Raw genomic sequence first — 21,626 nt, 5'->3', positions numbered from 1 at the left:
ATATTCCTTGCCATCCTTCTCAGTGCTGGCAAGGTAGACATGTTGAAACGTTCTACGGCTCATGTGCATCATTTGACATGACGTAACATACGTGGTACATTGCTTTCAATCTGTGCAGTAAATCACAATCAGGAAGAGCATAACAAAACGACAGCAAAGGAGTACACCGTGAGTGAACCCCTTGGAAGTGCACAGCGCCCGCTGCGTGTAGCAATCATCGGCGCCGGCCCGGCTGGTTTTTACACCGTTGAGGCCCTCCTCAAGCAGAAGAATCTCGTCTGCCAGATCGATATCTTTAATCGTTTCCCAACCCCTTACGGTCTGGTACGCGAGGGGGTAGCCCCTGATCATCAATCGATTAAAGCCGTAACCCGCGTCTATGACAAGCTGGCGGCTCACAGCAGTGTGCGCTACTTTGGAAATGTGACTTTTGGCGTTGATATTACCCACGCTGATTTGCGTGCTCGCTATGACCAGATCGTCTATGCAGTCGGTGCTCAGTCGGATCGCCGGATGGGCATTCCCGGTGAAGACCTCTTCGGCAGTATGCCGGCAACTGCCTTTGTGGGATGGTACAACGGTCGTCCCGACTATCGCGATCTGGAAGTAGACTTGAACGTCGAACGAGTTGTGGTCGTCGGGAATGGGAATGTGGCAATGGACGTTACACGCATTCTGGTAAGCGATCCCGATGATCTGGCAAAAACCGACATTGCCGACCACGCTCTGACTGCATTACGACAGAGCAAAGTGCGTGAAGTGGTTATGCTTGGACGGCGTGGGCCAGCACAAGCTGCGTTCACTAACCCTGAACTAAAAGAGTTTGGTGAATTGCGTGGTGTTGATGTGATTGTTGACCCGGCCGACCTTGAACTTGATCCGCTGAGTGAAGCAGCGCTCGCCGAGGATAAGACCGCAGCGAAGAATGTGGAGCTGTTGCGGGCCTATGCGGCTCGTGGCGCTACGGGCGCGCCACGCCGCATTGTGATGCGCTTCCTGGTCTCGCCAATTGCGATCCACGGCGCTAATGGACGAGTGACGGGAGTGACTATTGAGCGCAATCAATTGGTGCAGGCCGCCGATGGAAGTTTGCGTCCACGCGGGACCGGCATTACCGAGGAATTGAGCTGCGGGATGGTTCTCCGCTCGGTCGGGTATCGGGGTGAACCATTACCCGGTGTGCCCTTTGATGAAGCCAGTGGCACTATTCCCAACCGTGATGGACGAGTGCTGACCGCTCCGAATGGTGATCTGGTACCAGGTGAATATGTGGTAGGCTGGATCAAACGTGGTCCTTCGGGGGTTATTGGGACCAACAAGCCGGATGCGGTGGCAACTGTTAACAGCATGCTGGCCGATCTACCCAATTTACCCGGCGCACCCCAGAACGACGATATTGCCGACCTGCTACGCGAACGCGGGATTGATTTTGTGACTTATGCTGATTGGCAACGGCTCGATGCGTATGAAACGGCTCAGGGGGCAGCTCAGGGGCGACCGAGGGTCAAAGTCACTCGAGTTGATGAGATGATGAAAATTATTCGTGCTGGTCGCTGATGCGGATTACGATGATTGCGCCCTTCGGTATTCGACCGAAGGGCACATTGCTTGCCCGCATGCTGCCATTAGCGCAAGCATTACAGCAGCGTGGGCATACAGTCAATATTGTTGCGCCACCGATTCACAATCCTGCTGATGGTGGTACAACCCGTTACATTACTGGGGTAGCGGTTACTCATACCGTTTCCCCACCGTTTACCGGTCTACCGGCAGCACTCTGGCATACGATAGCTCTCTGGTGGACTGCCCGGCAGACTCACGCCGATGTTATCCATCTTTTCAAACCAAAAGGGTTTGGCGGGTTGGCGGCATTAGCGCGTGGTCAGATACCGTTGGTTGTCGATTGCGATGATTGGGAAGGGCCAGGGGGCTGGAATGAACTGTTGCCATATCCTGCACCGGCCAAAGCATTCTTTGCCTGGCAAGAGCGCGATTTGCCACGTCGAGCCAGAGCAGTAACCGTTGTTTCGCACACGCTGGAAACCCTGGTGTGGGCCATGGGTGTCCCACCGCAACGTGTCTTCTATTTGCCCAATGGTGCGTCGTCTCCGGGCTTATTCCGCTGGCAACCATCATCGCAACCAACAATAGTCCTCTACACCCGCTTTTGGGAGCTTGATCTGGTAGAAGTAGTGATGGCGTTAGCGCTTGTGCATCGATCCCGTCCTGATGCCCGTCTTATTCTGATCGGCAAAGGTGAGCGCGGAGAAGAGCAGCGATTGTTGGCGCTTGCTAAAGCTCTTGATTGTGCAGCGATGATCGATTATCGCGGTTGGCTCGAGCCATCGGCTATCCCAGCCCTGCTCGCCAGTGCCGATGTCGCGTTGGTGCCAATACGTGATACGTTGATCAATCGGGCACGGGGAATGGCCAAATTGGTTGAGCTGATGGCCGTCGGTATCCCTATTGTCGCCAGTGACGTGGGTGCGGCACGCGATTACCTTGCGCCTGATGCCGGTATCCTGGTTCCTCCGGGCAACGCAACCGCATTGGCGACGGCTGTCATTCACGTGCTTGCCGATGAGACGGTACGTACACGTCTACGTACTGCTGTCCTTGCCGCAGCCCAACGTCTACGCTGGGATCAGCTCGCCCCAATTGCTGAGCTGGCCTATCAGCGCGCCAGGGAACGATCATAGAGCCTATCCGAAAAACTGGTATCCTTCATCGTATACGAGCAAAACGAACCTGCCTTTCTGTTACAACCACAAATTGGTCTGTTAGCTGCTCCGCATAGCCTTCGAGCAATCATTGAGTACAATGATGTGCAGGCATATCGCTGAATGCTGGTGCATCCATGCAGCGATCCCTTGTTTTCCCCTTTGTCCCGTGAAACTCATGCATCCGCGAAACGGAGGGATGATGCGCTGCCAATAGTCGTCCTGCCCTTTCGGTATCCGAGCTGTCGGCTAGATGCACGAGCACACGCACCAAGAACCTATTGGAACCTCAGCATATCGTCGTCGCGTGTGCCACCTCCTGCGGTCGTTGTGACGGCTTGGGAATCGAGGACGCTGTTCGATGGCTCCGAGTCGCGATTCAGCCCGTGTCGCGCCAGGTCCGCAGCGTATCATTGATGGTGATGAAGGTTTCAGCACGATTCCATATTGTCGAAATAGTATCGGACGGACCTCATTGGCAGAACATCCGCAAGTGTCATTCCCCTCAATCCGAGACCACGTTTGGGTGCCGACAGGCATCACCGACACAATACCCCCAGGGGTGAGGCGGTGCCATCACCCAACTCATCGGGAGTCGCAGAGGGGTAGGGCGGTGCCGCGCACCCCTCTCCTCAATGTGCGACAACCGTGAGGTATCGCAACCGCCTTGCCATAGGGCATATCAGCAAGAGCGTGAATGCCATATGGTATCATAGCAGTGGCTATGTAACGATATATGCTTTTGAAATCAGAATGCACAAACCTGTATCGGGACACATCCTGATTGTTGATGACAGCGAATATAATCGCTTACTCCTCGAACGCCAACTTACCCGGCGTGGACATACCGTGCTGACCGCGGGTAGTGGGCTGCAAGGCCTCACCTATGCCCGTCAGCAGCGCTTTGATCTTATTGTGCTCGATTTGATGATGCCCGAAATGGATGGGCGGGCGGTTTTGGCTGCGCTAAAACGCGACCCTCAATTACGGCATATTCCGGTGATCATCGTTTCAGCACTCGATGAGATCGACGATGTTGTGCACTGTATTGAAGCTGGTGCTGAGGACTATCTGACGAAACCGATTAACACAACGTTGTTGTATGCCAAAATAGACTCCTGTCTTGAGCGAAAAAGATTACGCGATCAAGAGCAAGCCTATCTGATGGCAATGCGCTATGAACTAGAGTTAGCGCGACGCACTCAGGCTGATTTTCTTCCCGCGACATTACCTTCAATTACGAACTGGCACATTGCGGCTAAACTTGTGTCGGCGCGTGAAATGGCCGGCGATTTTTACGACGTGTTCCATCTATCTGACCAGAGATGGATGGTTCTGGTCGGTGATGTTTGTGATAAGGGGGTAGGGGCGGCACTCTTCATGGCATTGACACGGACGCTGCTACGTGCCTTTGCCGAGCAAGCGGTAGCCATTCATCATAACGATCCACTACAGGCGGTAATGATGACGAATGAATACATTGCTCGCCATCATCATGGCAGTCGCACGTTTTCGACCATCTTTTGTGCGGTTATTGATACTTCCAACGGAACCATGAGCTATATCAACGCCGGGCATCCGCCGCCATATATCTTTCGTTCTGCTGGCGGTATTGAAACGCTAGAGCCAACCGGGCCAGCAGTAGGTTGGATCGGCAATGCCCGTTTTACTGTTGGCACAACGTTGTTAGAGGTTGGTGATAGTTTATTTGCTTATACCGATGGTGGTATCGAAGCTCGTGCGGTAGATGGTACCCTGTTCGGTGAAGAACGACTGCTGGCGACTGTCACCGTGAATTACCGTAACGGAGCTTTGCACCTGGAAGCGATAACGCAGGCAATACTAGACTATTCGGGTCGTCAGCTTCCTGATGACGATATAACGCTATTGGCCGTATGTCGCTTGGGGAGCGTTGAATGAGTTGTCGCTGCAACCGTTCACCGTTGCGCAGCAGTTGCTGATAGAAATCCCCTTCCGTTTCTGTGGCAGAAATCAGAAGGGGACGCAACAAATGGCAAACGTAGAACGTTTAGTGCTTTCGCTACATAACTTCAACTTCCAGCGCGACTGCCTCACCTCCACCCAGACAAAGCGCCGCGATGCCTCGCTTTCCACCTCGCTGACGTAATGCGGAGATAAGCGTCACCAAAACACGAGCACCACTTGCGCCAATGGGATGACCAAGGGCAATCGCACCACCGTGAACGTTTACCCGGTCGGTATCAAGTGTCAGTGCACGCAGATTTGCTATCACCTGCGCGGCAAAGGCTTCGTTGATTTCAAAGAGATCGTAGTCATCGAGCGTGCGGCCTGCCCGTTTCATCAACTTTTCGATTGCGAAGGCAGGTGCCGTGAAGAGTTCGAGCGGCTTCACCGCCGCCTGAGCAGCAACCCCAATCCGTGCCAGCGGTTGCAAGCCGAGCTGAACAGCACGACTTTCCCGCATCAAGACCAGCGCTGCTGCACCGTCGGTAATGCCAGGGGCATTGCCAGCGGTAACAGTACCATCGGCGACAAAGGCCGGTTTGAGTCTGGCCAAGGCAGCCATCGAGGTGTCACGGCGTGGCCCTTCATCGGTGGTTACCAGATTGACCTGTCCTTTTGCCCCTGGTACTGCAACCGGTGCAATCTCTTCCTGAAAGGCGCCACAGTCTTGGGCAGCAATGGCGCGTTGATGCGATTGTAATGCGTAAGCGTCCTGCTGTTCACGACTGACGTGAAAGGTACGGGCAATCCATTCGGCGGCGACACCCATATGATGGTTTTCAAACGCACACCACAGGCCATCGTGTACCACAGCATCGATAATCTGTCCGTGGCCGAGCCGGTAGCCGTGGCGGGCCTGTGGCAGCACATAGGGCGCTCCGCTCATATGCTCCATACCACCGGTGACGAGTACCTCGGCTTCTCCTGCTCGGATCAGAGCGGTTCCGATCATCACGGCCTTGAGACCGCTGCCACACACTTTGTTCACGGTCAAACCGCCGACTGTGTGCGGAAGGCCAGCGCGAAGTGCTGCCTGGCGGGCTGGTGATTGCCCTAAACCGGCAGTAACTACACAGCCCATAATACATTCGTCAACTGAGTCTGGTTCAATCCCGGCTCGTTGGACGGCCGCCTGTATCGCGGCTGCACCCAGATCAATGGCACTCAGTCCGCTGTAGGCGCTGTTAAAACGCCCAATGGGGGTACGAGCTGCCCCAACAATGACTACATCGTCCATAGGTTACTTCCTCGTGGTGTCAAAATAGAAAGGTCAGACCACACGCTTAAGATACCGAATATTATAGCCAGTAATGGTACAGAATACCAATCCCCGTCGCGTTCCAGGGTTTGCCGGTGTTTTCAGCTTCGCGTTGTCTGCACAAGCCGAACGTGATCAATTAACGAGAGATACTGCCTGCTAACAGTGACACGCAATCTACGTAGTCATCTGGGTGCGCGACCAACGACCATCGTTCGTCGCATCAGCAAGATTGGAGGCAGGGTTTTCTTCTCTTCTGCTCTTTGTGTGGAAGCGAAGGAGAGCGGTAGACAGATACACTCCACAGCACGGGCACCAACGACCTTGCAAACATCTACGCCGTTCACGCTTTCTGGTCTAGTATGTCAAAGGCGAGCCAGCAGGCGGCATGCTCAACCCATCGCATGCAAGGGTACTCACATCCTTGATACTGCTAACAGCATCCATCTGGTCAGTGAAATCTGAAAAAAACGGCAACCCTTCCCGTCTCGTACAACCGCCCCACAACAATCAAGAGCATCAACATAATGCCGGCATACGCCAGACCAGCATTGCGTGGGGGGCGATGTCGTAGCGCAATCTCTGCTGCCGGAATCAAACCCACAGCAACGATCCCGTAAATCACATGGAGCGCCATCCGCAGCACATCAGCCTGCCAGAGTAGCACAAGACCAATGGCGGATTGCGCCATTATCAGGAGTTGCAATATCCCACTCAGTGGCTGCATCCCACCCTGGTTACGCCATGCTACAATCAGCGCCCAGATCAGGCCAACCACTATCACCGCCGTAATCGTGATTTGCAAGCGACTATGCAGTGTGAACAGCCGTTCCATCATACGGCCATTGTAGCATGATGTGGATCGGTTGCAGTATACTGGCATTATGACGGAACTACCGTCAGCTCAGCTCCGAATATCTATGTCAACTATTAGCTTTATTGAATGTCTGATCATCCTGCTGCTGGTGGCCGTCGTTGCGGCAATTGCCTTTCGCGCCGGATACGTTCGGGGACGCAATCGGTGATAAGAAACGAAGAACAGGGGCAACATTGGTGTTGCCCCCTCCTGAGATCGCCAATGGGTAGACTTTTGCAGTTACGACTGATGTGTCGTTACTGGTTGCGTGATCATCTGCTGCCCGCTGGTCGGCCACCACCAGATGATCGCCATACTCAACAACAGCACGATAGTCGTTGCCAATCCGCCCTCTGGCCCGAATGCCCCGCCGGTCAACCAGTCAGGCCCGCTCTCCATCAAGTTGAAGATCATACCGCCACTGACACTCTGACCACTCACTTCCAGACCGAAGAGGTTCCCTTGTGCCCAATTCCAGATGGAATGAAAGGCGCATATTCCCCACAACGATTCTTCGCGCAGCGCATAAAGCGCAGCAAAGAGACCGTACAACCCCAGGTTAATCATTGCCAGAATGCTCAGGTTAGGATTAAGACCGTGCATAACAGCGAAGAAGAGTGACGAGATGAGCAGTCCGAGCCACGGACGATAGCGAGCTGCCAGTGTCGGCAACATCCAGCCACGGGTAAGAACCTCTTCGGCAGCGCCCTGAATCAGCCAGCCCGGAAAGAAGACAAGCAAAACCCCACCGAGGGCAGCCAGACCAACCTGCTCCGGATTGCTGTTTTCTACCGTGATGTACCCCAGTGGTGCTAACAGTCCTACAATCGCCGTGAACGATGCTAGGCCGATCAAGAGACCGCGACCGTATAGAAAGAAGACCCTACCCGGCTCAAAGCCAAGGGTCACGAATGAACGCTTCTCAAAGAAACGAATCCACAGCCAGGTCAGCAAAATCATAGCACCAAAGGAAACCGCTAGTACAAGCGACAATATCAGTCCTGATACCAGTGGCGGTTGATTGACCGTGTTTTCCTCGACCATACCGAGGAAAAACAACACGATTGAGATAGGAAGAGCAAAAATTTGCGAACCGAAGGCGATGAGGACACCAATACCTATGACGCCCCACCAGGGTGTCAGGCGTCGACCGCTGCGCGCCAGCTCGTATAAACGGTTGTGTGTAAGCCACTGCGGGATCATGGGAGACTCCTTTCCTAATACACGACAATCGGTGTGAAGTTTTGTCGAGTGTTCCTGTTAATTACGTAAGCACATCTCTGGAATCGAACGATTGTTGTATCCCATTTTGCCAGACAGACCTCCGTTGAGGATTGCTCCGTTAGTGCAGGGTAAGTCACAGGCTTACCCTGCACTTTCTGACCCACGCCTTACTTGAGATGCTTCCGGAACCAGCTAATCTGCTCTTGCGCAGCGTAGAGCTGGTTCTCTTCCATCAACAGCCCGTGTCCTTCGAGGATAAAGCGTACCATACGGGCCGTCACTCCACGATTGACCAGTTGCAGGTGGAGGTTCTCATTGTGTACAATTGGGAGGAAGTCATCGGTTCCGTGGAATGTCAGTACAGCCGCCTTTATCCGATCAGCGTTGAAAATTGGCGAATCGTTCGTGTATTCAGCGATGGCTTTGTAAGGTGGCAACCCTTGTATATACGCCATCAGCGTCTTGTACCCCGATTGCCATTCACTGATCGTATCGGCCAGAGCGCACTGTGGGTTCGCAGCAGCGTAGAGATCAGGGTGGCGAATGATGCTTTGTAAGGCAAAGTAACCACCATACGAGCATCCGGTAATCCCAACCTTACCCCGCGAAGTCCAACCGCGGGCAATCATCTGCTGCACAATCTCAGCCTGCTCGTCAATATCGATCTGGCCGAAGTTATTGCTATCGTACAGCGAGTTAAAGGCTTCCGGTGTGTAACCACTGCGACCGGCCAGCGGTGTAATCAGTAACGCAAATCCGAACGAAGGCAGCAGTGCATAAGGATTCTCGACATTTGCTGCCCAGCGGTTATCCATCGATCCACCTGGCCCACCCTCTTGCCAGACGATCAGACGCACATCACGCGGTGGAAAGGGTGCATTCGCGGCCTGGATCAATGTACCGACACGTACCTGACCATTCCGCAGCGTAAAGGTGACCGGGTCCTGCCGTAAATTGGCTTCCCGACGCAACTCCTCATTAAACCAGCTCAGCCGGGCCAACGCCGTGCCATCCCAGCGGAGACGATAGATGTCCGGCGGGGCTGTATAGGAGGTATACACGAAGACGATTTGACGGGTCCGACTACTGGTCGCTACCAAACCATAGTAGCTGCCAGCACGGTCGGCGAGGTTACGCAATTCCCCAGACACACGGTTGTAATAGTATGGATGATGATTACTACCGACCATACCGCGAACGATCACCTCATCAGGGCTGACGAACTTGGCATCTTGAGATGCAGCAGCGCTACCAGAAAACATTGGGTGTGAGAACGTACCAGTATGACGCAGTTGACCGTCACTCCCCTGATCGTAGAACCTAAAGCTTGTTCTGGAAGAATATTGAGGATAGTAGAGAGGGTGGGTGCGCCCTTTCAGATAAGCCGGGTGATGTGCTCGGACGAGGAGCGATCGGCCACCAGGCGCCCAATCGTATGCCTCCAAAATTGGCGCACCAAGTGCAGGATCGGGTCGGATCAACTGGGTGCGACCGCTAACAGCATCAACGACATAGGTGTTGTTGTTCTGGATGAACGGATTTTGGGATGGCGGCAGATTACCGGTCGCATCGCGGTATATCTCTTCCGAAAAGAGTGAACCTGAAAACGTAGGTCGCTCTCTACCATCGGCTGTACCGAAAAATGATACCGCCACGTGAGCCGAGTCATCCGTCCAAGTCGCCCTAAGAAGACTCGAAGCGGATGGGATGGTGGTAATGTACTGTTCATCCCCAGTGATTGCGTCGTAGAGGAACAGGTCAGTAGTAGTATTAGTGACTTCCAGGATGTTTGTGTCATTCTGCCGCCAGAGCAGACGGTTGAGTAAATCGGGTCGCTGCTGGTGCAGCCGATCAACACCCCGTTGGATGTGAGCTGACCATCGGTGCCAATCGTTGAGACGGTCACCTACTGGTAACGGGAAGCTGATAGTATGGCGGGTGGTGAGAGGTTTAAATTCTCCAGATGTACCGTTACCTGCGCGCAGGATCAACCAGGTCGTTACGTTTGGAGCAATCGAGATAATTCCGTCTGCAATACTCGCATCGGGAACGCCAATGATGGATGCGGCGATCTCGCCGCTGTACCGATCTATCGCCAGCACAGCAAAAATGTCTTCATTGCTGGTAGCGAAAGCGTTTAAGGCTAACGTACCAATCGTACGCTCGTCCTGCCAGCTAAATTCACCTAACCCTAGTGCAGGAAGCGGTGTCAGAAATGCAAAGGCAGAGGTGTCAACCGGAACGGTATCGCCGGTTTTGATCTCGAGAAAGGCCAGGCCATTGCTCGTGCCGATCAACACTGCGCCGTCGTCCGGGCTGATGTCACTAATGATTCCGACTCCTATCGCCCCATTTTGTAAGCGGTTGATTCGCTCAATTTCTTCATCGCTGAGCAAGTTAGGGGGAAGGTCTGCTTCGTCAGCAAATTGATCAACATTCACTATGTTGTTGCGCATCGGCGCAGCAGTTGCTGGTGCTACCAGGCCAACCACTACGATCAATAATCCAATCCAGGCTATCGAGCGAAGGTGTAACATTGCACATCTCCTGTGTGGTAAGCAGCGTATCTCATAGTGTGTTCAGACGGACAACCCCTATACTCCGAGCATTAGGCTAGACATCCTAGCTCCAAATACCGTTTGTGCTTGACTGGTTCGACATCACTCCCTTGCAGATCGTCGCTTGATCAAGCAGCAGATATTCGCACGAGATGAGGAAGCAATAGGTGAAGTATCGTCGTTGATAACTGGCGGGGTGCATATTTATCACCGTGTGTTAACATTTTCTGATATGATAACAAATGTTAATATAATATCGTTATCATTAATTATAATTATCGTCTGACCTCTTGTCAAGTGGTATCGAGAGGTCAGGGGGCAAAGTTTTCACCCCACCTGCTAAAGGTGATGTGAGGAGAGAGGAATAAAGGGTTTTCCAAGCCGTTTGCTGTGCATACGGAGGTGCGCAGCTTCCCCCCGATCCGACGAACATCTTGCAGTCACCGCTCATCAATTCACCGATGATGCCGTCACTGCATTGTCGTGGCAGGTCTACTGATGCACCGTGCAATCGTGTCCCTGCGCACCGCGAGGTGTAGGTCGGCGGTCTGAGCGCTCAGACAACTGCGTGGGTTGGGGGTGTTGTGAGCCACGAGATGTCCTTATACCGTTGTGTTCCTTTGTTCATTTCCGGTGACTTGGCGCTCAAAAAATGATCATAAAGCATTACTCAGCCTTTGGGTGCATTGCCCACCATGGAACAGCGTGGTACAATAAAATGACGAGATAAATCAACGTCACCGATTTGCATAGAGCGAGGCTGTATGGAAAAAGCAACGTGGACAACAAAAGTTGGGCTGGCGCAGATGCTTAAGGGTGGTGTCATTATGGATGTTGTCACCCCCGAGCAAGCTCGGATCGCCGAGGAAGCTGGTGCAGTAGCAGTGATGGCGCTCGAGCGTGTGCCAGCCGATATTCGCGCTCAGGGTGGCGTGGCCCGGATGAGCGATCCAGAACTGATTCTGGCGATCAAGCAGGCAGTAACGATCCCAGTGATGGCGAAAGCACGCATTGGGCACTTCGTTGAAGCTCAGGTCTTGGAGGCAATTGGTGTTGACTATATTGATGAAAGCGAAGTCCTGACGCCTGCTGACGAAGAGCATCATATCAATAAACACAAATTCCGTGTCCCGTTTGTGTGCGGTTGTCGCGATCTCGGTGAAGCACTGCGGCGTATTGCCGAAGGTGCGGCGATGTTGCGTACCAAGGGTGAAGCTGGTACCGGTAACGTGGTAGAGGCGGTACGTCATGCGCGTGCTGTGTACCGCGAGATTCGGCGGTTGCAGTCGATGAACGAAGATGAGCTGTTTACCTACGCAAAGCAGATTCAGGCACCATACGAACTGGTGAAGCAGGTGGCGGCTGAAGGCAAACTGCCGGTTGTGAACTTTGCTGCGGGTGGTATTGCGACACCGGCTGATGCAGCCTTGTTGATGCAACTGGGTGTTGATGGTATCTTTGTCGGATCGGGTATCTTCAAGAGCGGTGATCCGGTGAAGCGTGCACGCGCCATCGTTGAGGCGACAACCCATTATAATGATCCGGAAATCATTGCCGAGGTGAGCAAGGGTCTCGGTGAAGCAATGGTTGGAATTAATATCGATCAGATTCCGACCGAACAATTGATGGCACGCCGTGGTTGGTAAGAGTGTGTGGATGGGACATCCTCCCATCCACGTTGAGTGAGCTATGACAGTTGGGGTATTGGCACTTCAAGGCGATTTCCGCGAGCATTGTACCGTTCTGCGCCGACTCGGTGTTGAACCGATAGAGGTGCGCTTGCCACGTCAGCTCGCCCAGGTCGAGCGTCTGATCATTCCCGGTGGCGAAAGTACTACCATCGGTCGATTACTGACGATTTATCAGATGTTGGAACCGATCCGTGTTCGTGCAGGGCGCGATCTGGCGATATGGGGCACATGTGCTGGCGCGATATTGCTTGCCAGTACTGTGACCGATCAAAAACAGGGTGGTCAACCTACGTTGAGCTTGATGAATCTGACAATTCAGCGAAATGCTTATGGCAGCCAACTCGATAGCTTCGAGGCGCCGGTCGCGATGCCGATCATCGGTGAGATGCCGCTCCGCGGCGTCTTTATCCGGGCACCACGTATCGTTGCGTTGGGGGTAGGATGCGAAGCTGTCGGCTGGCTAGAAGACGGTAGCGTTGTGGCTGCACGTCAGGGTCGCTTGCTGGCGACAACGTTCCATCCTGAGCTGACCGATGATGATCGGGTTCATCGGCTCTTTCTGGAACTATGATTCGAACGATCACGCCGGGCGATCTCTGGTCGTTGCGGCGTAAACCTCGCTACCAACAGGTGCTCTACACCGAACGACTGCTGGCGTATAGCCATCGGCCACTCTGGTTTGCTGTGCAAAGCATGCTGGCAGGAAACCATCGCGAACGAACAACCCTGGTGCTGGCCGAACGTGGTGGGTTTGCGTTAGTGCAGGCAATGGGCCGTCGTGGCAGGCCAGAGCAGGATGTGATTTATCTGGCGACAAACGGTACTCGCAGCGAGCATACTCCAAGCGATTACGAACTCTGGTTTCATCTATTACACCGACTCTGCACTGATGCGGCATATCACTCGGTGCAGCGTCTCTATGCGGCATTACCCAGTCAACATAACGAGCTGCGCGAGATTTTCCGTCAGGTTGGTTTCCAGGCGTATACCCATCGCCATCTCTTTCACCTCTCTGGGCCGGATTGGGATCAGGGAACACGCCTGGCGCCGATGCGATTACAGGCTCACCGCGATCATTGGGCAATCCATAAGCTCTATGGTATGTCCACCCCGCATCTGGTACAACAGGCTGAAGTGCGCAATGCCCGTCACTGGACAATCTATCGCCCCTATTCATTCCTGCGTCGCCAGTCATGGGTGTTGGGGCCTGATGATGATCTGGTCGCTAATTTGCGTCTGCTCAGTGGGCCAAGCGGGCATGTCTTCTCGATCTTGATCCGACCAGATGCCCGTGAACAGGCGGTTGATGTTCTACGCTTTGGGTTGGCCCAGCTCAGTGATAGTCGTCCAGTGTATCTCTTGTTGCGCGAGTATCAACAAGAATTGTTTGAACCGGCGATGCGTCTGGGTTTTCAACCGGTTGGTGAGCAGACCTTGCTGGTCAAACATACGGTTGTTCCGATTCGGCGGATGGTGTTGACACCATCGTTAGAAGTTGGCCTGGAGCCACGGGTGTCAGTACGTCGCTATATACTACCCCCAACTGTGCGTGAGGAGTGTTAAGCAGCTATGGCTGTTACGGATGCAAGCAACGACATTCAACTGTTATTAGCAGCGCTACCGCCAGCAATTAGCGAGGCGATTCGCAAGGCGAATGATCAGGACAATCTTTTGGAGATTGTCATGGATCTTGGCCGATTGCCCGAGGCGCGTTATCGTGGTCACGAGCTGTTTCTCAGTGATCGTGAGGTGACAGCCGAGGATATTCAGTATGTTATTGAACGAATCGGTGAGTTTGGCGAAGATAACCGAGCCGGTATCCCGCGCACGCTGCACCGAATCTCTGGTATTCGCAACCGTCGTGGGGTGGTCATCGGTCTGACCTGCCGTATCGGACGAGCAGTCTACGGTACCGTTGACATTATCCGCGATCTGGTTGAAACTGGTCGGAGCATTCTCCTGCTGGGGAAGCCGGGCACAGGCAAAACAACACTCCTGCGCGAGACAGCTCGCGTGTTGGGTGATGAATTGCGCAAACGAGTGGTGATTGTCGATACCTCGAATGAGATTGCTGGCGATGGCGATATTCCCCATCCGGGCATTGGGCGCGCACGTCGGATGCAGGTGCCACGTCCAGCCGAACAACATAATGTGATGATCGAGGCAGTCGAGAATCACATGCCCGAAGTTATTGTGATCGATGAGATTGGCACTGAGCTGGAGGCAGCGGCGGCACGCACAATTGCTGAGCGTGGGGTGCAACTGGTCGGTACTGCTCATGGGAATACACTCGATAACCTGATGATCAACCCAACACTTTCTGATCTGGTGGGTGGCATTCAGGCTGTTACGCTGGGTGATGAAGAGGCTCGCCGACGCGGTACGCAGAAAACCGTCTTAGAGCGCAAGGCACCACCGACCTTCAATATTCTGGTTGAGATTCAATCGTGGGATCGAGTGATCGTCTATCCCGATGTTGCCGCCGCAGTTGATGCCATTCTGCGCGGTGAAGACCCTCCGTGCGAGCAGCGTTTTCGTGATGCTAACGGGGTCGTACACCGTGAACCGGTCCATCGTTCACCGATCGATGCGCCAGCTTTCGGTGTGCGACGGGGCCGTGGGTTTCGTGAACAGGGTCAGATGGGTGGGAGTGGACCGCGTTTGCGTGATCGCAATGGAAGTAGCACCTCAACAGTAGCGATCCCTCCCCAGCGCATCTTTCCCTTTGGTGTGAGTCGCAATCGCTTGCAGAGTGCTATTGATCGGTTGCGTGTACCGGCAGTGATTGTGCGTGATTTGAAGGATGCCACGCTGGTCATGACGCTGAAAAACTACTATCGTCAAAGCTCGCAACAGTTGCGTCAGGCTGAAGAGCAGGGCGTACCGGTCTACGTGTTACGGAATAACACGATGACGCAAATGGAACGTCAGCTCGCGCAGGTCTTTCAGTTGCGTGAGTTGATGGATGAAGAGTCACCGGGATTCACAAGTGACTCGGTTGTGGAAGAGGCGTTACTGGAAACCGAACAGGCTATCACGCAGGTGATCAATGGTGAACGTCATGCGGTGGAATTGGCCCCGCAGAGCAGTTATATTCGCCGCTTGCAGCATCAAATGGCCGATCGTTATAATCTGCGCTCGGAAAGTCGCGGCGAAGACCCTAATCGTCGCGTGAAGATCTTTCGATAATCGACAGATTGGCAAAGATCGGCTATCCTTATACAGCAAGATGAATCGTACTGGTTGGCAGTAACTCCATGAAGCGAGGGTTCTTTATCACATTCGAGGGTCCTGAAGGTGCCGGAAAGAGTACACAGGCGCGCCGGTTGTATGAACACTTGCAAGTTGCTGGCTACCCGGTGATACTTACCCGCGAACCGGGCGGTACCCGGATTGGCGAGTTAATACGTCGTATTTTGATCGATTTGCGCCATACGGAAATGGCTCCGACTACTGAAATTTTGCTCTTTTCTGCGGCACGGGCGCAATTGGTCAGTGAACTGATCCGCCCATACCTGACCACGGGGGGGATCGTGGTATGTGACCGCTATGCCGACTCGACATTCGCGTATCAGGGGTACGGTCTTGGTCGCGATATAGATGAGTTACGCGCAATTACCAACATTGCCACCGGTGGTCTCAAACCTGATCTGACATTCTATTTGCGGATCGATGTTGAGGTTGGGTTGCAACGGAAACGGGTCGGTCGTGAACGGGTTGAGGGTAGTAGTGGGCATCCACCAGAGTGGAATCGACTCGATGCCCGTGATCTGGCATACCACCGTCGGGTTGCCGAGGGCTTCAACGAATTGGTGAGGCAAGAACCGGAACGCTGGTGTGTGTTGGATGCTGAACAATCAGTAGACGATCTGGCCGAACAAATTTGGCAACTCGTGATGTCGCGGTTAGCGCAGGATACGCCGATTGCCGCGCAGTGATACACCGTATGATCCGTTAGGGTAATGAACATGCGCCTTATCCTTGCTGTTGTCCAATCTCAAGACGCAACCAATTTGGTTGAAGCACTCACCGAACATGGCTATCGGGTAACCCGCCTGAGCAGTCAGGGAGGGTTTTTGCGTGAGGGAAACGTCACCCTCATGCTTAGTGTGGAAGATCAGCAGGTCAATCCGGTGATCCATATCATTCGTGAGCATTGCTCGACACGCACACGCTACGTTTCACCGATGCCGCCAATTGCTGAGTCGGGAGAGTTTTATCCACCGGCTCCGCTCGAAGTGCAGGTAGGCGGGGCAACCGTCTTCGTGCTTCGCGCCGAAACGCGCAAATTGTAAGGATATGGAAGCAATACAGGAATTTCTGAACAATATCTTACCGCTCGTTCGTCTCGCTGCAATCTTTCTTGGCGCCTATGCTGTACTGTTGTGGGCGGCATCAGTCTTGTGGGCGTATCGCGATATTCGTCGGCGTACTGAGGATGTGTCAGTGCAGGTGCTGGCCGTGGGTATTGTGTTGCTCCTGCCGTTTCTTGGCATACCTCTCCACCTGATACTGCGCCCACCGCAGACGCTGGCCGAGAAGTACGAGCGTACTCTCGAAGAAGAGTTTCTACGACGTGACCTGGAAGAACGGTTTGTCTGCCCTGAATGCCAGCGCCCTATCGAACCTGATTTTATTCTCTGTCCACATTGCCATACGCAGTTACGCCGACACTGTGAAGCGTGTCGTAAGGTGATCGATCTGACCTGGCGAATCTGTCCGTATTGTGGTCATCGGCAAGCTGGTCATGTGCCAACGGTACGTGCTGATGGTTATTCGGTTGCACCTCCAGTTGAGGTACGTCAATCATGAACACACCATCAATTACTCAAGTTCAGGGGGTGCTGGTTGGTCATGCTACCAATGAAGAGGCACTGACCGGGGTGACCGTAGTTTTGACGCCAGAAGGTGCAGTGGCTGGTGTTGATGTGCGCGGTGGTGCCCCTAGTACGCGAGAAACCGATCTGCTTGATCCGGTAAATCTGGTGCAACAGGTGCATGCAGTGGTTTTAACTGGTGGTAGCGCCTTTGGACTGGCCGCTGCGACTGGCGTCGTGTCGTGGCTTTATGAACGTGGCTACGGCTTTGATGTTGGGTTAACGAAGGTGCCCATTGTACCGGCAGCCGTGATCTTCGATCTGGGCATTGGTCGAGCGGACATCTGGCCTGATGCCACTATGGGGTATGCTGCTTGTGTTGCAGCAGAAACGACGGTCGCTGAAGGAAGTGTTGGCGCCGGTACGGGGGCAACCGTAGGGAAGGTTGGCGGCATGGGAACCGCTATGCGCGGTGGGGTTGGTACCTGGAGTGAAACTCTGGCGAACGGGGTGACGGTCGGGGCACTGGTGGTCGTGAATGCGTTTGGTGATGTGGTTGATGACCAGGGTCGCATTGTCGCAGGTGCCCGTACTTCTGATCGGACGTTAATTGGTACCGGTACACTTTTGCGAGGAGGCTTGAGTCGACAGTCGTTTGCCGATTCGGTCGGGCAGAATACAACAATTGCCGTGGTCGCAACTGATGCCCGTCTCGATAAGGCGGCTGCGACTAGACTGGCAATGATGGCCCAGGATGGGCTGGCCCGTGCTATTCGTCCGGCCCATTCGCCTTTTGACGGTGATACTGTCTTTGCATTGGCTACTGGGGTTCACGAGGCGCCACCACTGGTCACACTAGGTGCTGTTGCCGCCGATGTATTGGCGACGGCTATTGTCCGTGCAGTTCAGGCGGCAACGACGGCGGCTGGTGTTCCGGCGGCTCGTGATCTGGCAGGCAGTTAACCAAGTCGGCTGATAAAGCTATCCATCTACGGCAAATAAGAGTTTTACCACAGAGAGTTGGGTAGCGAGTGGCTGACCATGCGCTATATCGGGAGAGTGTAAGCTGTTGACCTGCCTCTTGATGTAAGCGGGTAAAACGCTGTCGAGGCGGTTGACCGACGGCGGTCGCGCAGATCGCTCCTCGGTGCAGTAGATTCCTCACCTTCCCTCTCTCACAGCGATCAGGTGAGGATGACCGGCAACAAAAGGCTTTTTCAGACACACTCTTCAATCATCGCGTTTGATGTGCTCGGTGGTTCCTGTTTGTAGTGGAATACAGACATTGAACGCAACTTACGATATAATTCCCCAGTAGCAGGCCGTTTATTCCATAAGATTATCAACCTATATACTGAAGTGACGCCATGAAGCGTTTTATTCCATCTCTAATCGCCTTGCTTGCGCTCATCTTGTTAGCCGGCTGTAAACTTGTTACCGATGTGCCGCCGGCTAGTCCATCTGCACCCATAGCAACACCCGAGCCAACGCCAACAGTGGTTGAAAAACGGGTGTTGCGCATTGGATTAGTAGCTGAACCACCTGATTTGTTGCCATATCACAGCAATCCGACCGACGAGCGATTAACTGCGGCCTTGACCGAGCTGCTCTTCCCGTCACCGATGCTGGCCGTGGATTTCAAGTTACAATCGACAGGTGTGTTAACGCGCCTGCCCGACTTCGCCAACGGTGATGTCGTTACTAAGACGGTCACCGTTTTTCGCGATGAACTGGGGCGGATTACGGACACACCGACTGCTACAACTGATGAAGTGACGCAGGTCAGCGTGACATTTCATTGGAATCCTCGGCTACGCTGGGCGGATGGCACGCCGGTCACTGCAGCCGACTCGGTCTTTGCCTACGAACTGGCACAACGCATTGATCTCGGTCAAGCGGCAAATAGCCGTCTGGCAATGATCGAGCGCTACGAGCAGGTCGATGAGTATACGACTCGTGCCGTCTTGCGTCCTGATGTTACCGATCCGGCCTTCATCACCAGTTACTGGGTACCGTTGCCGCGCCATCTGCTGGCAACACGTGATCCGCAAAAGATAACAAAGAGCGAATTTGTGCGTCGGCCATTAAGCTACGGGCCATATATGGTGAGTAGTTTTGAGGGGGGAACGCTTGAACTGGTGCGCAATCCGTACTACTGGGGCGAGCCTGCACCGTTCGACACAATCATCGTTGCGTTCCGCAGCGATCCGGTGCAGTTGCTCGAACTGGTACGTGGTGGCGGGATTGATCTGGCATTTATCGAGCAACCAACACCGGCATTGCTGGGTGAACTTTTACAAGCGGCCGACCGGCAAGAACTCCAGATGAGTACTTCTCCCAATGCAATCTGGGAGCATCTTGATTTTAACCTCGATATTCCATTGTTACAGGATATTCGCGTGCGGCGGGCTATTGCCTATGCCATCAATCGTGACAGGATTGTGAAAGAATTATTAGGCGGACAGAGTCATGTATTAGAGAGCTGGATTCTGCCCGGTCAGCTTGGCGAGCCGCCCCTCGATCAGATTACTCGTTACCCGTATAACCCCGATGAGGCCCGTCGTTTGCTTGATGAAGCGAATCTGCTCGATACCGATGGTGACGGTTGGCGTGAGTATGAGGGTCTGCCACTTCTCTTGTCGTTAGTGACAACAGCTAATTCGCCGTTACGTGAAGCTGTTGCCGAACAGATCGTCGCCGATCTAGCTCAGGTTGGTGTACAGATTGAAGTAGCGCCGTTACCGCCGACCGAATTGTACAGCGTCGATGGGCCACTCTATCAGCGAACCTTCCAGTTAGCCCTTTTTGGTTGGATTGCTGGATTTCATCCACGAGGCTGGGAATTGTGGAGTTGTGCTGGTGTGCCAGACGAAGCAAATAATTGGACGGGGAATAACTTTGCCGGTTGGTGCTTTTTCGAGGCTAATGAGCAGATTAACACTGCGACGACTTCTCTTGATCCGTCCGAACAAGTTACTGCCTACATTCGTCAGCAACAACTCTTTACACAGGAATTGCCGGTATTACCCCTCTTCCAGCGCATTGATGTGCTGATTGCGCGTCCTGGTCTTACAGGATGGCAACTCGATCCGACTGCACCATTTACGTGGAATATCAGTTCCTGGCGGTTGGGAGAGGAGTGAGGATAGTTGTAGCCCAACTAGGCCATGGGGGTGGGTTCCGAACCGCTACCTACCGATGCGGTGACGATCATGATCGGCGGGGCAATAGAGGCGTGGCGCCACCGACGGAACGAGACGATGACAGCTTCTTCACGTACTGCGGCCGGATTGGGAACCCGCGTCTGCCTCAGAAACCGACCATCAACAACCTAACACCGTCTATGATCGCTGGCTACCAATTCGCTGGCGATGCGTTCTAGCTCGCGGCAATGCTGTTGCCAGGAAAATTCAGCCACGACTCGCTTGCGAGCACGCTGGCCCATCGCGAAGGCTGCCGCTGGATCACTCAAGACTCGTTCAATGGCCGCTGCCAGCCCAGCAACGTCACCTTCAGGAAAGACAGCCCCCTCTTGCCCTTCGCGAATGATGGACGTGAGCGGCGGAATAGCTGCTGTAACAACCGGTAAACCGGCAGCCATATATTCGTAGATTTTCAACGGCGACCAGAAGAAGCCGGCAGCGCGCAGAGCTGGATGCGGGGCGGTATTGAACGGGGCAACGCCGAGATGGGCCTGCGCTAAGAGGGCAGGGATGTCTTTGTAAGGTACTGCACCGGTAAAGGTGAAGTGCTGGCGGTACGGTGCTGCCAGCGTTTCGGCGACTGTTCGCTCAGGGCCATCACCGATCAGGGTAAAGTGGTAAGGACGACCTCGTTCAAGTAAGATACACGCTGCCCGTATGAAGTCGGTGACCCCATGCCACGGTCGAAATGAACCCATAAAGACAATGTTGGGCGGGCCGGGAGGTAGAGCGGAAGGCGGGGTAAAGGCGTCAACGTTGGCTCCCCATGGTAGTTCGATAATCTTGCTTCGTGGAATGCTTGCCGGTACAGTAGTATGCAACGGGGTAATGATCCGATCGGCCCAACGGCACTGCTGCTCGGCCCAACGTCGGCACGGGCCGCCTAACGCATCGTCGATCTGGCGTTTACGGATACCGGGCGGATCAACGATCAGGGCATTCACTTCCAGGATGGTTGGTACCCTTAACCGTCGGGCAGCAATCATTCCCGCTCCGGCGAAGTTGTAATATCGTTCCATAATCAGATCGGGCTGAAGCCGGTCGGCCAATCGGACCACAGCGACAATACCTGCCAGGCTTAATGCTTTGGGGATGTCTTGATGGTAAAGGGTAAACCCAGCATACGGTTGACCGTGCAGCCGTATCAGTGACCGCACATGAAACTGATAGAGCGGTAGCTCGCGACTGGCGGCAACCACGTGGACTTCATGTCCCAAACGGGTCAGGCCACGAGCTACTTCCAGGGTATGGACGCTACCGCCTAATGTACCGGGCGTTGGAATGCCAGAAGCAAGATAAAGGATGCGCACAAC

Annotated in this window: 17 protein-coding genes; 12 read left to right on the top strand and 5 right to left on the bottom strand. The window is 53.9% G+C overall.

Going from position 1 to position 21,626, the window contains the following annotated elements; genetic code table 11:
- The first annotated feature begins 168 nt into the window (after positions 1-168).
- From QTO31_RS02550 to QTO31_RS02540, 3 genes are all read left to right on the top strand, one after another.
- Entirely contained in the window at positions 169-1,557 is a 1,389-nt protein-coding gene (locus QTO31_RS02550) for an FAD-dependent oxidoreductase (RefSeq protein ID WP_301427992.1), read from the top strand.
- Positions 1,557-2,699, top strand: coding sequence for a glycosyltransferase family 4 protein (locus tag QTO31_RS02545; protein WP_301427991.1), 1,143 nt, complete (start codon positions 1,557-1,559; stop codon positions 2,697-2,699). The genes QTO31_RS02550 and QTO31_RS02545 overlap by 1 nt, the downstream gene beginning before the upstream one ends.
- 774 nt (positions 2,700-3,473) lie before the next feature.
- Positions 3,474-4,640: a PP2C family protein-serine/threonine phosphatase gene (locus QTO31_RS02540; RefSeq protein ID WP_301427990.1), complete on the top strand. Its 1,167-nt coding sequence runs from the start codon at positions 3,474-3,476 to the stop codon at positions 4,638-4,640.
- A gap of 121 nt (positions 4,641-4,761) precedes the next feature.
- Here QTO31_RS02540 and QTO31_RS02535 read toward each other — a convergent pair whose 3' ends face one another.
- The 4 genes from QTO31_RS02535 to QTO31_RS02520 all read right to left on the bottom strand — a co-directional run bounded on the left by QTO31_RS02535 (position 4,762) and on the right by QTO31_RS02520 (position 10,581).
- A complete protein-coding gene (locus tag QTO31_RS02535; RefSeq protein WP_301427989.1) occupies positions 4,762-5,943 on the bottom strand; it encodes a thiolase family protein in 1,182 nt (393 codons plus the stop codon).
- Between the two features lie 472 nt (positions 5,944-6,415).
- A complete protein-coding gene (locus QTO31_RS02530; protein ID WP_236631096.1) occupies positions 6,416-6,802 on the bottom strand; it encodes a hypothetical protein in 387 nt (128 codons plus the stop codon).
- Positions 6,803-7,060: 258 nt separating this feature from the next.
- On the bottom strand, positions 7,061-8,023 hold the full coding sequence (locus QTO31_RS02525; protein WP_301427988.1) for a CPBP family intramembrane glutamic endopeptidase: 963 nt from the start codon (positions 8,021-8,023) through the stop codon (positions 7,061-7,063).
- A 188-nt stretch (positions 8,024-8,211) separates the two neighbouring features.
- The gene (locus QTO31_RS02520) at positions 8,212-10,581 is read right to left on the bottom strand and encodes an alpha/beta hydrolase family protein (protein ID WP_301427987.1); all 2,370 of its coding nucleotides are present in this window, start codon (positions 10,579-10,581) and stop codon (positions 8,212-8,214) included.
- Positions 10,582-11,366: 785 nt separating this feature from the next.
- On the opposite strand from QTO31_RS02520, the gene pdxS reads away from it, so the two are divergent.
- The 9 genes from pdxS to QTO31_RS02475 all read left to right on the top strand — a co-directional run bounded on the left by pdxS (position 11,367) and on the right by QTO31_RS02475 (position 20,253).
- A complete protein-coding gene (gene pdxS, locus QTO31_RS02515; RefSeq protein WP_031457980.1) occupies positions 11,367-12,248 on the top strand; it encodes a pyridoxal 5'-phosphate synthase lyase subunit PdxS in 882 nt (293 codons plus the stop codon).
- Between the two features lie 43 nt (positions 12,249-12,291).
- A complete protein-coding gene (gene pdxT / locus QTO31_RS02510) occupies positions 12,292-12,864 on the top strand; it encodes a pyridoxal 5'-phosphate synthase glutaminase subunit PdxT (RefSeq protein WP_031457979.1) in 573 nt (190 codons plus the stop codon).
- Entirely contained in the window at positions 12,861-13,856 is a 996-nt protein-coding gene (locus tag QTO31_RS02505) for a hypothetical protein (RefSeq protein WP_031457978.1), read from the top strand. The genes pdxT and QTO31_RS02505 overlap by 4 nt, the downstream gene beginning before the upstream one ends.
- A gap of 6 nt (positions 13,857-13,862) precedes the next feature.
- Positions 13,863-15,482, top strand: coding sequence for a R3H domain-containing nucleic acid-binding protein (locus QTO31_RS02500; RefSeq protein WP_031457977.1), 1,620 nt, complete (start codon positions 13,863-13,865; stop codon positions 15,480-15,482).
- Positions 15,483-15,550: 68 nt separating this feature from the next.
- Positions 15,551-16,231, top strand: coding sequence for a dTMP kinase (gene tmk, locus QTO31_RS02495; RefSeq protein ID WP_031457976.1), 681 nt, complete (start codon positions 15,551-15,553; stop codon positions 16,229-16,231).
- A 30-nt stretch (positions 16,232-16,261) separates the two neighbouring features.
- Positions 16,262-16,588 (top strand): cyclic-di-AMP receptor, encoded by a 327-nt coding sequence (locus tag QTO31_RS02490; RefSeq protein WP_031457975.1) that lies wholly within the window; start codon positions 16,262-16,264, stop codon positions 16,586-16,588.
- Positions 16,589-16,592: 4 nt separating this feature from the next.
- Complete coding sequence (locus QTO31_RS02485; RefSeq protein WP_031457974.1) at positions 16,593-17,105, top strand: zinc ribbon domain-containing protein; 513 nt, start codon at positions 16,593-16,595, stop codon at positions 17,103-17,105.
- Entirely contained in the window at positions 17,102-18,073 is a 972-nt protein-coding gene (locus QTO31_RS02480) for a P1 family peptidase (protein WP_301427986.1), read from the top strand. The genes QTO31_RS02485 and QTO31_RS02480 overlap by 4 nt, the downstream gene beginning before the upstream one ends.
- Before the next feature lie 404 nt (positions 18,074-18,477).
- Positions 18,478-20,253 (top strand): peptide ABC transporter substrate-binding protein, encoded by a 1,776-nt coding sequence (locus QTO31_RS02475; RefSeq protein WP_301427985.1) that lies wholly within the window; start codon positions 18,478-18,480, stop codon positions 20,251-20,253.
- Between the two features lie 188 nt (positions 20,254-20,441).
- Here QTO31_RS02475 and QTO31_RS02470 read toward each other — a convergent pair whose 3' ends face one another.
- The gene (locus QTO31_RS02470; RefSeq protein WP_031457971.1) at positions 20,442-21,623 is read right to left on the bottom strand and encodes a glycosyltransferase family 4 protein; all 1,182 of its coding nucleotides are present in this window, start codon (positions 21,621-21,623) and stop codon (positions 20,442-20,444) included.
- Between the last annotated feature and the right edge of the window lie 3 nt (positions 21,624-21,626).

The sequence above is a fragment of the Chloroflexus sp. MS-CIW-1 genome (assembly GCF_030444705.1).
GTDB lineage: Bacteria > Chloroflexota > Chloroflexia > Chloroflexales > Chloroflexaceae > Chloroflexus.
Note: the sequence above shows the minus strand (reverse complement) of the source record. Positions and strands in the feature narration are given on the sequence as shown.

Coding starts and splice junctions, on each gene's coding strand:
- QTO31_RS02545 (WP_301427991.1), top strand. CDS start 1,557: ATGCGGATTACGATGATTGCGCCCTTCGGTATTCGACCGAAGGGCACA.
- QTO31_RS02540 (WP_301427990.1), top strand. CDS start 3,474: ATGCACAAACCTGTATCGGGACACATCCTGATTGTTGATGACAGCGAA.
- QTO31_RS02535 (WP_301427989.1), bottom strand. CDS start 5,943: ATGGACGATGTAGTCATTGTTGGGGCAGCTCGTACCCCCATTGGGCGT.
- QTO31_RS02530 (WP_236631096.1), bottom strand. CDS start 6,802: ATGATGGAACGGCTGTTCACACTGCATAGTCGCTTGCAAATCACGATT.
- QTO31_RS02525 (WP_301427988.1), bottom strand. CDS start 8,023: ATGATCCCGCAGTGGCTTACACACAACCGTTTATACGAGCTGGCGCGC.
- QTO31_RS02520 (WP_301427987.1), bottom strand. CDS start 10,581: ATGTTACACCTTCGCTCGATAGCCTGGATTGGATTATTGATCGTAGTG.
- pdxS (WP_031457980.1), top strand. CDS start 11,367: ATGGAAAAAGCAACGTGGACAACAAAAGTTGGGCTGGCGCAGATGCTT.
- pdxT (WP_031457979.1), top strand. CDS start 12,292: ATGACAGTTGGGGTATTGGCACTTCAAGGCGATTTCCGCGAGCATTGT.
- QTO31_RS02505 (WP_031457978.1), top strand. CDS start 12,861: ATGATTCGAACGATCACGCCGGGCGATCTCTGGTCGTTGCGGCGTAAA.
- QTO31_RS02500 (WP_031457977.1), top strand. CDS start 13,863: ATGGCTGTTACGGATGCAAGCAACGACATTCAACTGTTATTAGCAGCG.
- tmk (WP_031457976.1), top strand. CDS start 15,551: ATGAAGCGAGGGTTCTTTATCACATTCGAGGGTCCTGAAGGTGCCGGA.
- QTO31_RS02490 (WP_031457975.1), top strand. CDS start 16,262: ATGCGCCTTATCCTTGCTGTTGTCCAATCTCAAGACGCAACCAATTTG.
- QTO31_RS02485 (WP_031457974.1), top strand. CDS start 16,593: ATGGAAGCAATACAGGAATTTCTGAACAATATCTTACCGCTCGTTCGT.
- QTO31_RS02480 (WP_301427986.1), top strand. CDS start 17,102: ATGAACACACCATCAATTACTCAAGTTCAGGGGGTGCTGGTTGGTCAT.
- QTO31_RS02475 (WP_301427985.1), top strand. CDS start 18,478: ATGAAGCGTTTTATTCCATCTCTAATCGCCTTGCTTGCGCTCATCTTG.